Genomic DNA, 12,708 nt, shown 5'->3' on the forward strand with positions numbered 1-12,708 from the left:
AGATGGGGAGGTGAGGGGGTGGGGAGATGGGGAGGGTGGGGGAGATGGGGGGGCGTTGAGGGCAAGGTCGTTGAGGAGGTGGGTGTCGCTCAGGAGGGTGAGGATGCGATCGCCGATCGGCTGCAAACGGCTGGGGTCTAGGCTTTGGGCTTCGTAGTATTCATCTACCAGGCCTTCGAGCTTTTCGAGGGGGCCGTAGAGTTCGGCGCGGGTGAGGGGGGGCGTCAGGTGGTCGAGGATTACCGCCTGGGCGCGGCGCTTGGCCTGGGAGCCTTCGCCGGGGTCGTTGACGATGAAGGGGTACAGGTGCGGCATGGGGCCAAGCATGGCTTCGGGGTAGCAGTCCTGGGATAGGCCCACGCCTTTGCCGGGCAGCCATTCCAGGTTGCCGTGCTTGCCCAGGTGCACGATCGCCTGCGCGCCAAAGCCGTGGCGCAGCCAGGTATAGAAGGCGAAGTAGTGGTGGGTGGGTTCTAAATCTGGAGAATGGTAGTTGAGCGAAGGGTCGAGATCGTAGCCCCGGCTGGGCTGAATGCCGATGAAGACGTTGCCGAGTTGGATACCGGGAATGGGGAAGCTGGCGGGCGAGGGATTTTGGATTTTGGATTTTGGATTTTGGACTGTCTCCTCATCTCCCCATCTCCTCACCTCCTCATCTCCCCAGCGATTGATGATGCCCTCACGGACGGCCTTGGGCAAGGTTTCAAAATGTCGGAGGTAGTCGGTTATGGGCAGCGATTGCTGGACCTGGCGAAAATCTTGGCCCTCGGGGTCGTTGGTCACCCCAGCGGTGAGTTGGCGGATGAGGTCGTCGCCATCGGTGGGGATGTCGGCCACGGTGTAGCCTGCGGCTTTGAGGGCATGGAGGACTTCGATCGCGCTCTGGGGGGTATCCAGCCCGACGCCGTTGGCGAGGCGGCCATCGCGGTTGGGGTAGTTGGCCAGCACCAGGGCTATGCGGCGATCGCAGATCGGGGTGCGGCGCAGGCTGGCCCACTGGGCGGCCAGGTCGGCCACAAACTCAATGCGATCGGCCACGGGTTCGTAGCTGACCACGTCGGTTTCCAGGGTTTCACTGCGCTGGCTGGTCGCCTTGAACGACACGGCGCGGGTGATGATGCGGCCATCGACCTCCGGCAGGGCCACGTTCATGGCGATGTCGCGGGGCGAAAGGCCGAGGCTCTGGCTGGCCCAGGCCACTCGGGTGCCGCCGCTGAGAATGACCTGAAGCACGGGCACATCCAGGCGCTCCCAGAGGGCCAGGTTGGGGGTGGCCCCGTCCAGCTTGGCCACCGAAAAGCTGGTGGTATTCAGCAGCAGATCTATGCCGTCACCAGCCTTCGGCTGAAGTAGGTCTACCAATTCGGCCTGGACGTCAGGGTCTTGCAGCGACGAGACAAATACCGGCAGCGGCACTAGCCCGCGCTGAATCAGGGCCGCGCAGAGGGCGTCGATGGGAGCGGTGTTGCCCGCCAGGTAGTGGGCACGGTAGAACAGCAGGCCAACATGGGGGGATGAGGGGATGGGGGGATGGGGGGATGGGGGAGTGAAAGGGTAGATTCCGAGGTTGGGAATGGGATGGGGGGATGGGGGGTGGAAGGTGGTGTGGAGGAGGCGATCGCAAACCCACATCAGGCCATTCGCCATATTCTCTACGCCGCCTTCGCTGAGGTAGCGCCACAGCTGATTGGCCACCGTCAGCGGCACCGTGGAGTGACTGATCAGGTCGGGGGCGGGGCGATCGTCGCCGGGCAGCACCATCAGGGCAGCTCCGGTTTCGGCTGCTACGTCCCTCACCACCTCCAGGCCGTAGGGCCAGTAGGCGCGGCCCCCCAGCAGGCGCACCACGATGATCTGGGCGTGGCGCAGCACGTCGTCGGCGTAGGTATCGATGGCCAGCTGTTGCTGAAGCTGTAGTAAGCTGGCCACCCGCAGGGCCGGGAATGCAGCCGGGAACCTAGCCCGGCTGAGGCTTTGAATATCGGTGTCGGCGGCGGTCAAAAACACCAGCGGGGCGGGCGTTTGCTCGACAAAAATAACGCCCTCGGTCTCTGGGGTCCAGCCGCCGGGGGTGGCCGCTAAGCGATGCATGGGCGTTCTCTAGAACAACAAATGGGGCAACGACAAATCTGAAGGAACTCTAGCGTAAGTCGGGGTAGCGCCAAAACCAGGGCTACGATGAGGGCTGCTAAATCCTTAAGGCTTTCTTCCGCCGAACCCCCCTTTCAGCCCACCGCACGGGGCGCATTCAGCCTCAAAATGTAAGGATGCCTAAATTTATTGACCGTGGCACCGAACAGGCTATGCCCAGGGCTGCCCTGGTTTTGCTGGGGCAGTTTTTGCGTCAGTATAGCCAGCAGCAGCAGCTAACTCTGCTCACCGAGGAAGATCTGCCCGCCGTCGCCGCTGACGACGGCAGTTTTTGGTGTCTGCGGGGGCCAGAGCTGGCGGTGGTTGTGACGGCCCGGCCCGATCGCAGCGATCGCGTCCTGGTCGGGTTACTGGCCGAGGCCAGCGCCGTGGCGGCGTGGCTAGCCCAGCACGGCATTCAGCCCGAGCCCCAGACCGCCACCAGTCTGGAGGCCCTGGGCCAGTTTATGCTCGCCTGGGTGCAGGCCTGCGCCCAAACCAACCTCAGCGGCTCCGAAACGCCGTCCCAGACCGCCATCACCTGGCAGCAGGAGCGCCGTCTGCTGCTCAACCAGGTGATCACCAAAATTCAGGGCAGTCTGGAGCTAGCCGAAATTCTCGAAACGACCGTTGCCGAGGTGCGCCGCTTTTTGCAGGCCGATCGCCTGCTGATCTACCAGTTTGACCAGGCGCCGGCGGACACCACCCGGCCAATGGCGACGGTTCTCGACCAGGCCAACTCTGCGGCCCAGGCCGATTCGGAGGCAGACCAGCCCCCCGACATCGTTGGCTACATTACCTACGAATCGCGATCGCTCGACAGTCTGCCCTCGGTGCTCCACTACACCGAGCATCTCTGCTTTCAAAATCATCCCGACTACCCCGATCGCGCGGTGCACTATCGCCAGGGGCAGCCGATCGTCATTGACGATGTTGCCCACACCTACCGCCACATTCCCTGCATGCTGGCCTTCTTGCAGCAGGTGCAGGTCAAGTCAAAGGTTGTGGCTCCCATTTTGGTGGGGCAACGCCTCTGGGGCCTGCTGATCGTGCATCAGTGCGACGACTTGCGCCAGTGGCAGCCCTGGGAAACCGAATTTTTGCAGCACATTGCCGAACACCTGGCGATCGCCATCAACCAGGCCCAGCTCTACCACCGGCTCCAGCAGCAGACCCAAAACCTCGAGGTTTGCGTGGTTGAGCGCACCCAGGATCTGCGCGATGCCCTGGTGGCTGCCGAGGCCGCCAACCGCGCCAAAAGCGAATTTTTGGCCACCATGAGCCACGAGCTGCGCACTCCCCTGACCTACATCATTGGCATGTCGGCCACGCTGCAACGCTGGTCGCTGGGAGAACTCACCCCCCGCCAGCGCGACTATCTCTCCACTATTCAGACCAGCGGCGAGCATCTGCTGCGCGTCATCAACGATATTTTGGACGTGTCTAAAATCGAGAACGGTCGCACCGTCTTAGACCTGCGGCAGTTCTCCCTCACCTCCCTGTGCCGCCAGAGCGTCGACGCCTTTCGCAGTGAAGCCGCCCAAAACACCATTGATATTGGCCTCGACCTGAAGCTGAGCAACAACCAGGATACCTTCGTGGCCGACCCCCGCCGGGTGAGGCAAATTTTGGCCAATCTGCTCAGCAACGCCGTGAAGTTTACCCCGGCCAGCGGCAAAGTCGTTTTGCGGGTGCGGCGGGAGCAAAACGACGCGGTTTTTCAGATTGAAGACACCGGCATTGGCATTTCTCTGACCGCCCAGCCGCTGCTGTTTGAGAAATTTCAGCAGCTGGAAAGCGTGCGCCAGCGCGAGCACCAGGGCACCGGGCTGGGGCTGGCCCTGACCAAGCAGCTCGTCGAACTCCACGGCGGCTCCATCAAAGTTAGCTCTGAGGTGGGGGTGGGGTCTACCTTCACGGTCAGAATTCCCCTCCAGCGATCGGCAGCGGCGGCCGCGGCCGAAGCCCCTGCCGCCGAGCCCGTGGTCGGGCGCATTGTCCTGGTCGAAGACAATGAGGAAACCGCCAGCCTGATCTGCGACATGCTCACCGCCGCCGCCTACCAGGTGATCTGGATTGTAGACGGGTCGCGGGTGCTCGACCAGGTAGAGCTGCTTCAGCCCGCCGCCGTCATCACCAGCCTCAGCCTGGCCAGCGCCAACGGTAGCGATATTATCGCCGCCCTGCGCCAAGACTCCGGCGCCCTGGAGCCAAAGATTCTGGCCCTCGTTGACCCAGAGGACCATACCCAGGCCGAGCAAGCCCTCAAGGCCGGGGCCGACGACTGCGTCGGTAAACCCATCGACCCCCGCCAGCTGCTGTCTATTGTCAACGCGGCAATGACCGCTCAGCCCTCTTTCGGGGTCAATCATTAGCCGCACTATGTTCTATACCGCGTTCTATGCCGCCATCTGGCGTTTTTGAGCAATGTGGAAAGCAGACAGATAGAAGAGCCGTAGATAGCCATCAAATTCAGCCTCGATCTTGTCCCTCAATCCCTCAAACAAAGCATCCTTATTTTGACGCTCTAGCTTTAGATAAGGGGAATAGGTATTTAGAAGGGCCAAGTATTGATCGGTTGTATAGGTTACCTCGGAGGCAACACTGGCGGATACCACCTGCTTGAATTGACCTGAGTCTTCAACGATTTGGCCCAATCCCTGCAAAATCTTTTCCTGGGTCTCTCTGTCCTCGTAGCGATCGAGGGATGGAGCATGAATTTGGTAGACTTCGGACAAACGCCGATACACCTCATAGGCAGGCTGAAGCTCTTTGTTCCACAATAAAATTAGGTGGCCGCGTTCCCGTAAGGCCTTTGCTGCTTTTGGGTAACCCACCTCTGGCGATATCCAGTGAAAGGAACTGGCCGCTAAAACGGCATCAAACTCGCCAGCCTCTAGCATCCATTCTTCGAAGGATGTGTTCTGAATGTCTACGTTTGAATACGAGCGGCAGTTCTGCCGGGCCAGCCGACAAAAATCTGGATTAGGTTCCAGGCAAATCATCCGGTACCCTAGCTGGGCAAAGGCTACCGTTGCCGTTGCGGGGCCGCATCCCACCTCAAGAATTTTGGCGTTGGACGGGAGTTGGGTAAGGTCTACAACGCGCCGAATCAGCTCTTGAGGATAGCGGGGCCTTACCTCATTGTAAGCAGCGGCGGCTGGAGTATACCAGTTTTTGCGCTGCTCCAGGTCTCTGATTGAGTAGTTGCCGATCGCCTGCTTCAGGTCGCTGTAATCCATTTGTTTAAGCCGCTAGATTTAAGTTTCTAGACTCGATCAGAAAACCGCAATATTCTGCTTCAGCCAACAACTCAAACAGCCCACCATTATCAAACCGAGCAATCACCAGTCGCTCTTGAGCAAACCCCAAATCAATGTGTCAAATATACCGTTTCGAGTCCTTGTGTGTTGCCTTAAGCATCCCTCCAAAGAAAATTTATTCTTCTCCAGAATTCTTGCTGACGCTGCATTGAAATCAAGGGTGTGAGCAGTGAGCCGAGATACTTCAAGGCTATCAAACGCATGCTGAATAAATACATTCAGAGCAGAACTGATTAATCCCTGACCGCGATAGTTGCTGGCTAGCCAGTACCCAACTTCTGCTCTATGGGCTTCGCCTATCCTGAGCGTATCGATGCCAACTGAGCCAATCAAATAGCCTTCAGGATTACGGAGCACAAAAGATATTTCCTTCCCCTGCTCACTTAAAATCTTAAGGCGATGCTGTATCCACCAATCTGCTTCAGATTCTGTGTAGGGATAAGGAAGAAAAGGAATTGCGTCAGAGATGCTCCTATCGTTGAGATGCTCTAAATAAGCGTCCTTGTCACTGGGATAGACGCTGGTCAAGTAAAAACCGTCACGAACGCTAAGCTCCATAGCAAAGGAATTGCGCTGCACGATGAAATCATTGTAGGCCACTCGGCACGGAGCTGAAATCACTCTTCTGCCGACAGTTCAATCAGCCCGAATTCTGTTTTTAGGCCGCTTGGCTTGGCTCTAGGTTTCTGAGTTAGGGGCGGGACCACCAAAAGCCGGGGTCAGGTAGGCCACCAGCGCCCCAATCAAAAACCCGGCCACGTTGCGGGTGAGGGGCAGCCAGTCGCTGGTGCGCGTCACCACCGGGCCGAGGCCAAAGGCAAAGAACAAAATTCCCCACAGGGGCGAAAAGATCAGCACCCACTGCCAGGCCAGAATCTGGCCCGGTTTGCGGGGATGGGCGGCAAATCCGCAGATGATGCCCCCCACCACGGAGGTAATCAGGGTCAGCACCCACTGCTCCTGGGGCAGGCCGGGCACCACGTTGCAGCCCCCCTGGCGCAGGCAGCCCTCAATCGACTCCAGGGCGCTGAGAATGGAGTTGTCTTCGCCGTTTTCGCGCACAAAGAACTGGTTGCCGTAGCGGGTCTGGAGTTCAATCCAGAAGGTGCGGGGCAACAGATCGTAGACGGCATCGCCAACGCTAAAGTTGAGCAGGTTGCCGCCTCGGGGGTCGGCCACCAGCATAATGCTGCGATCGTCGAGGCCCCAAAAATCTTTGACCGCGCGGCCTGGGGTTTGGTCGTACTGGGTCAGCACCCGCAGCTTCCAGCCGGTCTCGGTTTCAAAGTCGTTGAGCTGAGTTTCCAGGTCTTCTTCCTGGCGGGAGGTGAGGGACTTGGCCAGGTCAATAATAGACGTCTGGGTGTCGGGCAGGAGTTCGGGGTTGTCGTAGGCAAGGGCCGGGGCCATGGGCAGCCAGGCACAGAGGCTGACGACACAAATGATTAGAACGTTTAGCGCGTGTCTCATACTGACTTGTCGTAAAAACATGAAACTGACCACAACATTGACCAAAATGACTGAGGCAACCCACCGACAGCCCAAGTAAGGCCAATGGTGGAACATTTTCCTTAATTTAGTCTATACCTTTGTTAACAGTTGTTTACATAGCGCTAATATTTCTCTGACCCTGGGCGCGGGTGGGCTGGTAGATCGGCAGGTGCAGGCTAAAGTGGGCTTCCCCGGGAGGGCTGGGGGCCAGCACCAGGTCGCCGCCGTGGGCGCGGGCAATTTCGCGGGCCAGGCTCAGGCCCAGACCCAGGCCTTCGGTGGGGTGGGTGCGGGCGGTTTCGCCGCGATAAAAGCGATCGAACAGGTGGCTGGCCGCCGTGGCGGTGAGGGGGACGGTGGCGTTGGCCAGGGTGAGGTGTACCTGCTGGGGCTGCCGATGGGCCTGGACTCGCACCCAGCCCTGGGGCAGGTTGTACTTGGCGGCGTTGGTGATCAGGTTTTGCACCACCTGAACAAGCAGATCGCGATCGCCCGCCACCACCAGCCCCGGCTCAATCTCCGCCCTGACCGCCAGATCGGGGGCCAGCAGCGACAGGTCCTCCAACTGATCCTGCACCAGGGCGCTGAAATCGACGGGCTGGCGCAGAATGCTCATCTGACCGGCATCGGCCAGCGACAGCAGCAGCAGCTTGCGCACAATACTGCCCAGGTGGTGCACCTGGGCCAGCAGCTGGCCCAGGGTCTGCTGGGCAGGCGACCCCGGCTCGACCTGCTGGATCGCCTGCTCCAGCTCGCCCTGGAGAATGGTGAGGGGGGTTTTCAGCTCGTGGGCGGCGTCGCCGCTAAAGCGAGAGGCCTGGTGAAAGCTGCGCTCTAGCCGCTCAAGCATGGCGTTAAAGGCCAGGATCAGCGGCGCAAACTCGGGGTCGGGGTTGGCGGGCAGGCGCTGTGCGAGGCCCTGGGCGGTGACGCGATCGATACTCTGGCTGAGCTGGCGCACGGGTTGCAGGGCCTGCCCGGCCAGCGTCCAGGCCCCGCCGCCAATGGCCAGCAGCAGCCCTGGAATGGTCAGCAGATAGATGCGCCGCAGGGTGGCCATCTCCTGTCTGACGGCGGCGAGGTTGACCGCGATCGCCACCTGACCCATGGGCGTGGCCCGCACCGACAATCGCCAGGGGCCGTCGGCGGTTCGTACCGTCATCAGGCGGTGTGGCCCCCGCCAAAGTCGCCCCTGGGATCGCCCCTGAAATTGGCCCTGGGACTGGTCCTGAGATTGGCCCTGGGACAGATCCTGGGACAGATCGGGCGGCGCCAGGGGGGCGATCGAGCCGGGCCAGTGGGGCGACTGGTAGACCACAGTCCCCGTCCGGTTGACCAGTAAAAGCCCCACTTCGGCATCGGTGGCCAGGCCCAGGTCCTGGGCCAGAATCGCCTCGGGATTGGGGGGCAGAGCCGCCTCGGGGTCTGGGGACAGAGCCCCGCGATTGCCGCCGGGGCCGTCGGGGCGAGCCAGCGGCCCGGTGCGCCCCAGGCGGGCATCGAGGCGATCGAGTTTGGCCTGGTAGATCAGCCAGCTTGAGAGCAGGGCAAAGCCCAGCAGCGCGCCCCCGGCCAGGGCCGCAGACCACAGCGCCAGCCGCAGCCGCAGGGAGAGGTGGTAGCGATGGTGCGAACTGTGGCCAGGGGGTTGGCTCATCCGCTGCCCTCCGCCGCGCGAAAGCGGTAGCCGACTCCCCGCACGCTCTCGATCCAATGGGCGGCCTCCAGGGGGTCGAGCTTTTTGCGCAGCCGCTGAATGGCCACATCGACCACGTTGGTGCTGGGGTTAAAGTCGTAGCCCCAGACATGCTCCAAAATTTGGGTGCGGGTGAACACGCGGCCCGGCGATCGCATCAGGTACTCCAGCAGGTTAAACTCCCTGGCGGTCAGCTCCACTCGCTGGTCGCCGCAGGTGACATCGCGGCTGATGCGATCGAGGCGCAGGGGGCCTGCCGCCAGCATGTTCTGGCGATCGCCGCTGGTGCGCCGCACCACCGCGTGAATACGGGCCACCAGTTCCTCTACATAAAAGGGCTTGGCGATATAGTCGTCGGCCCCCAGGTTGAGCCCGGCCAGGCGATCGTCTAGCTCGTTGCGGGCGGTAATTAAAATGATCGGCACAGCCTGCCCTGCCCCCCGCAGCGCCTTGAGAATAGCCAGCCCGTCCATGCCCGGCACCATAATATCGAGCAGCACCACATCGTAGGTGCGATCGGTGGCCAGGGCATAGCCCTCGGTGCCGTGGTTGCAGGTCTCGACCACAAACCCCTGCTCCTGAAGACCCTGGGCCACAAAGCTGGCAATTCTAGCTTCGTCTTCTATTAATAAAACGTTCATAGGCGCTCACAGCCTAGCACCGCCAGCGGGCCGCAAAAATGACAAAGCTGTAATTTAGCGGTCATGGTTTTGCCATAGTGCCCAGGCTTAATAGGGATCGTCAACCCAACAATACCGGAGCAAATCACCGATGGTAATACACCGCTCACTGATTACCGCTGGTCTCGCCACCGCCCTGGTGGGCAGCCTGGGGCTAGCCGCCTTTAGCCAAACCAACCAAACTCCCCCCGCCCAGCCCGGTCAAACTGAAATGGGCCAGCAGCCTGGGGGGCAGGGCCGGGGCCACGGTGAGGGGCTGGCCGCCGCCGCTGCCCAGCTGGGGGTCAGTGAAGCCGCCCTCAAAGATGCCCTGGGTCTACCTGCCGAACCCCCGCAACGCCCCGATCTGGCTGCCGCCGCCACCCAGCTGGGGATTAGCGAAACCGACCTGCGGAATGCCCTGCGCAGCGGTGAACGAGGCGATCGCGGTCAGCGCCTGACCAATGCTTCCACCCAGCTGGGGATTAGCGAAGCCGACCTGAGATCGGCCCTGGGCCTGCCTGCCGAACCCCCGCCCCGCCCCGATCTGGCTGCCGCCGCGACGAAGCTGGGGGTGAGCGAAGCCGACCTCCGGGAGGCCCTGCGCAGCAACATGGGCCGGGGCCACGGCGGCCCCGACTGTCAACCGCCCGCCCCCGAGGGCTAAGGATTCTCAAACCCGGCCCCTAACTTCAGCGCCCTGGGAACGCAGTCGAAGGCGACTCGTTCCCAGGGCGCTTTGTTGGATCGGCCCGGAGCGTTAGGCCACCGCCGATGCGTAGCTCGGCGCTGGGGCAAAGCTGTGGATGAGCTTGGCCCGCAGGTAGACCTGTTGCCCCGCCTCCAGACCCAGCTCGCGGTACTGCTCGCGGTTGATGTGGGCGGTAATCGGGTGGCCGTTTTCGAGGGTTAGCTCAACCCGGATGGTCCAGCCCAGGTGAATGATGTGGGCTACCGTGGCGGCAGCGCTGGCCCCTCGCGGGTCGAGAAAAAGCTCGACGTCGTGGGGCCGCAAAAAGACCTCCCCGTGGGCGGGAGCGTCGTGGTGGAGCGCCTTCCAGGTGTTGTCGGGGGAGAGCACGTTGACGGCGCCAATAAAGCTCATCACAAAGGGCGTGGCCGGGTTTTCGTAGACCTCAGCGGGGGAGCCTACCTGCTCGACCCGCCCGTGGCTCATCACCACAATTTCGTCGGCAATTTCCATCGCCTCCTCCTGGTCGTGGGTGACAAAGACGGTGGTGACCCGCACATCGTTGTGCAGGTGGCGCAGCCAGTCGCGCAGGTCTTTGCGCACCTTGGCGTCCAATGCTCCAAAGGGCTCGTCGAGCAGCAGCACCTGGGGTTCGATCGCCAGCGCCCGAGCCAGGGCCACCCGCTGCCGCTGCCCGCCGGAGAGCTGGGCCGGGTAGCGATCGCCCAGCCCCCCCAGCTGCACCAGCTCCAGCAGCGTATCGACCCGATTTTTGATCCGCGCCTGGGGCCACTTTTGCAGCTCCAGGGCAAAGGCGATGTTTCTGCGCACGGTGAGGTGCTTAAACAGCGCGTAGTGCTGAAACACAAAGCCCACCTGGCGGTCTTGCACGGTTTTGGCGGTGGCGTCGCGGGCCGAGATATAAATTCTGCCGGTGTCGGGCTGCTCTAGACCGGCAATCACCCGCAGCAGGGTCGACTTGCCCGAGCCCGATGGCCCCAGCAGCGCCACCAGCGATCCGGTCTTGACCTCCAGATCGATCGGCTCTAGGGCCTGAAATTCGCCAAATCGCTTTGAAACGTTTTCGACTTTGATTCCCACGGGATTTTCCCAAACTCTACAGTGCTTCGCAGCTCCACAGCCCATGCGACCAGCGCTCAGACCGCGATCGCCCATAAATCTAACCCACTCACAATTAAAACACAACAAAATCTAAAATAAACTTCAATCAAACTTAAATCAAATTGTGATTGAATTAAAAATGAATTTGAATACAAATTTAGAATTGCGTGATACAGTCCGTAGACGTAACCATCGAAATCCCTATCGGGATGCCGGAGTTTTTTTGGAGAAGCCCCTATGACATCACCTCAGCCGTCGCCCCATCGACCCAAGTTCCAGCCCTTTGGCTATGCCCTGGCCCGACGCGGGTCTCGATCGCTCTCGCGGCGGGCAATATTGTTCATGGTCGGGCTGGGGCTGGCGGGTACCCTGGCCGCCTGCGGCAGTACCACACCGACCCCAGAGGCGGGCGCGGGCGATACCGCCCCGGTCGAACTCACCCTGGTTTCCTACGCCGTCACCCAGGCCGCCTACGAGCAAATCATTCCGCAGTTCACCAAGCAGTGGAAGGAGCAAACCGGCCAGGATGTCACCTTTGACCAGAGCTACGGCGGCTCGGGCTCCCAAACTCGGGCCGTGCTCGACGGCCTAGAGGCCGATGTCGTGGCCCTGGCCCTGGCCCTGGACACTAAAAAGCTGGAAGAGGGCGGCCTGATTGAACCCGGCTGGGAAAAAGAAGCCCCCAACGATGCGATCGTCCACAAGTCGGTGGCGGCGCTGGTGATGCGCGAGGGCAATCCCAAAAACATTCAGGGTTGGGAGGACCTGGCCCGCGACGATGTGCAAGTGGTCACCGCCAACCCCAAAACCTCCGGCGGTGCCCGCTGGAACTTTCTGGCCCTGTGGGGCGCAAATACCCAGAACGGCAAAGATGACGCCATCGCCCTAGACTTTGCCACCAAGGTGTTTAGCCACGTGCCCGTGCTGCCCAAGGACGCCCGCGAAGCCACCGACGTGTTTTACCAGCGGGGCCAGGGCGACGTGCTGATCAACTACGAAAACGAGGTGCTGCTGGCGGCCCAAAAGGGCGAAAAACAGCCCTTCATCGTTCCCGACGTGAATATCTCCATCGACAACCCCATTGCGGTAGTCGATGCCAACGTCGACAAGCACGGCACCCGCAAGGTGGCCGAAGCGTTCGTCCAGTTTTTGTTTACCCCCGAGGCCCAGCGGGAGTTTGCCAAGGTGGGTTTCCGCCCCGTAGACCCCGGCGTGGCTGAGGAGTTTGCCAGCCAGTACCCCAAGGTCAACAAGCTCTTTACGGTGGCTGACCTGGGCGGCTGGGATGCCGTGCAGACGAAGTTCTTCGCCGATGGGGCCATCTTTGACCAGATTCAATCCAAAGTCGGCAAGTAGGGCCGAATTCCGTTTGGTCACACCCAATTTGTAGGGGCATGTATGTGCAATGCCCCTACGCCACCCCTCACAAGATGTTTGAAAAGTCCTATTTTTCGTAGCAAAAGTGGAGATCCCCCTGAATCCCCCTACCCTGCGGGAAGCCGCAAGCGTCTATGAAAAGGGAGCCTTTTACCCCCCTTTTTAAGGGGGGCAGGGGGGATCAGCAGGTGGCTGAGGCTACAGCAGATCACGTTTCAA

The 12,708-nt window shown here is 61.0% G+C and carries 10 protein-coding genes; 3 read left to right on the forward strand and 7 right to left on the reverse strand.

Translation table 11 applies throughout. From position 1 onward, the window contains the following. A partial coding sequence (locus LEPTO7104_RS41290; RefSeq protein WP_196358149.1) for a cobaltochelatase subunit CobN occupies window positions 1-2,091 on the reverse strand: 2,091 nt, incomplete at its 3' end. 176 nt (window positions 2,092-2,267) lie between these two features. Here LEPTO7104_RS41290 and LEPTO7104_RS35235 point away from each other — a divergent pair. Then, window positions 2,268-4,505: a hybrid sensor histidine kinase/response regulator gene (locus tag LEPTO7104_RS35235; protein WP_017301309.1), complete on the forward strand. Its 2,238-nt coding sequence runs from the start codon at window positions 2,268-2,270 to the stop codon at window positions 4,503-4,505. Between the two features lie 24 nt (window positions 4,506-4,529). Here LEPTO7104_RS35235 and LEPTO7104_RS0124910 read toward each other — a convergent pair whose 3' ends face one another. The 5 genes from LEPTO7104_RS0124910 to LEPTO7104_RS0124930 all read right to left on the reverse strand — a co-directional run bounded on the left by LEPTO7104_RS0124910 (window position 4,530) and on the right by LEPTO7104_RS0124930 (window position 9,281). After that, a complete protein-coding gene (locus tag LEPTO7104_RS0124910) occupies window positions 4,530-5,372 on the reverse strand; it encodes a class I SAM-dependent methyltransferase (RefSeq protein WP_017301310.1) in 843 nt (280 codons plus the stop codon). A 102-nt stretch (window positions 5,373-5,474) separates the two neighbouring features. Continuing rightward, window positions 5,475-6,053 carry a GNAT family N-acetyltransferase gene (locus LEPTO7104_RS0124915; protein WP_017301311.1) on the reverse strand — a complete coding sequence of 193 codons (579 nt, stop codon included), beginning with the start codon at window positions 6,051-6,053 and terminating at the stop codon, window positions 5,475-5,477. 78 nt (window positions 6,054-6,131) lie between these two features. Then, entirely contained in the window at window positions 6,132-6,863 is a 732-nt protein-coding gene (locus LEPTO7104_RS0124920; RefSeq protein ID WP_017301312.1) for a TPM domain-containing protein, read from the reverse strand. 193 nt (window positions 6,864-7,056) lie between these two features. Further along, window positions 7,057-8,601 (reverse strand): sensor histidine kinase, encoded by a 1,545-nt coding sequence (locus tag LEPTO7104_RS35240; RefSeq protein ID WP_017301313.1) that lies wholly within the window; start codon window positions 8,599-8,601, stop codon window positions 7,057-7,059. Next, complete coding sequence (locus LEPTO7104_RS0124930) at window positions 8,598-9,281, reverse strand: response regulator transcription factor (protein ID WP_017301314.1); 684 nt, start codon at window positions 9,279-9,281, stop codon at window positions 8,598-8,600. The genes LEPTO7104_RS35240 and LEPTO7104_RS0124930 overlap by 4 nt, the downstream gene beginning before the upstream one ends. A 130-nt stretch (window positions 9,282-9,411) precedes the next feature. On the opposite strand from LEPTO7104_RS0124930, the gene LEPTO7104_RS35245 reads away from it, so the two are divergent. Next, entirely contained in the window at window positions 9,412-9,966 is a 555-nt protein-coding gene (locus tag LEPTO7104_RS35245; protein WP_017301315.1) for a hypothetical protein, read from the forward strand. A 93-nt stretch (window positions 9,967-10,059) separates the two neighbouring features. On the opposite strand, the gene LEPTO7104_RS0124940 is transcribed toward LEPTO7104_RS35245, so the two are convergent. Next, window positions 10,060-11,091: a sulfate/molybdate ABC transporter ATP-binding protein gene (locus LEPTO7104_RS0124940; RefSeq protein ID WP_017301316.1), complete on the reverse strand. Its 1,032-nt coding sequence runs from the start codon at window positions 11,089-11,091 to the stop codon at window positions 10,060-10,062. 363 nt (window positions 11,092-11,454) lie between these two features. On the opposite strand from LEPTO7104_RS0124940, the gene LEPTO7104_RS0124945 reads away from it, so the two are divergent. Next, on the forward strand, window positions 11,455-12,468 hold the full coding sequence (locus LEPTO7104_RS0124945; RefSeq protein ID WP_017301317.1) for a sulfate ABC transporter substrate-binding protein: 1,014 nt from the start codon (window positions 11,455-11,457) through the stop codon (window positions 12,466-12,468). Window positions 12,469-12,708: the final 240 nt, after the last annotated feature.

Origin of the sequence: Nodosilinea nodulosa PCC 7104 (assembly GCF_000309385.1) — a bacterium.
Classification (GTDB): Bacteria; Cyanobacteriota; Cyanobacteriia; order Phormidesmidales; family Phormidesmidaceae; genus Nodosilinea; species Nodosilinea nodulosa.

What these genes read in the sequence shown, in the direction of transcription:
- LEPTO7104_RS0124920 (WP_017301312.1), bottom strand. Translation starts at nt 6,863, where the DNA reads ATGGCCCCGGCCCTTGCCTACGACAACCCCGAACTCCTGCCCGACACC.
- LEPTO7104_RS0124910 (WP_017301310.1), bottom strand. Translation starts at nt 5,372, where the DNA reads ATGGATTACAGCGACCTGAAGCAGGCGATCGGCAACTACTCAATCAGA.
- LEPTO7104_RS0124930 (WP_017301314.1), bottom strand. Translation starts at nt 9,281, where the DNA reads ATGAACGTTTTATTAATAGAAGACGAAGCTAGAATTGCCAGCTTTGTG.
- LEPTO7104_RS35235 (WP_017301309.1), top strand. Translation starts at nt 2,268, where the DNA reads ATGCCTAAATTTATTGACCGTGGCACCGAACAGGCTATGCCCAGGGCT.
- LEPTO7104_RS0124945 (WP_017301317.1), top strand. Translation starts at nt 11,455, where the DNA reads ATGGTCGGGCTGGGGCTGGCGGGTACCCTGGCCGCCTGCGGCAGTACC.
- LEPTO7104_RS35240 (WP_017301313.1), bottom strand. Translation starts at nt 8,601, where the DNA reads ATGAGCCAACCCCCTGGCCACAGTTCGCACCATCGCTACCACCTCTCC.
- LEPTO7104_RS35245 (WP_017301315.1), top strand. Translation starts at nt 9,412, where the DNA reads ATGGTAATACACCGCTCACTGATTACCGCTGGTCTCGCCACCGCCCTG.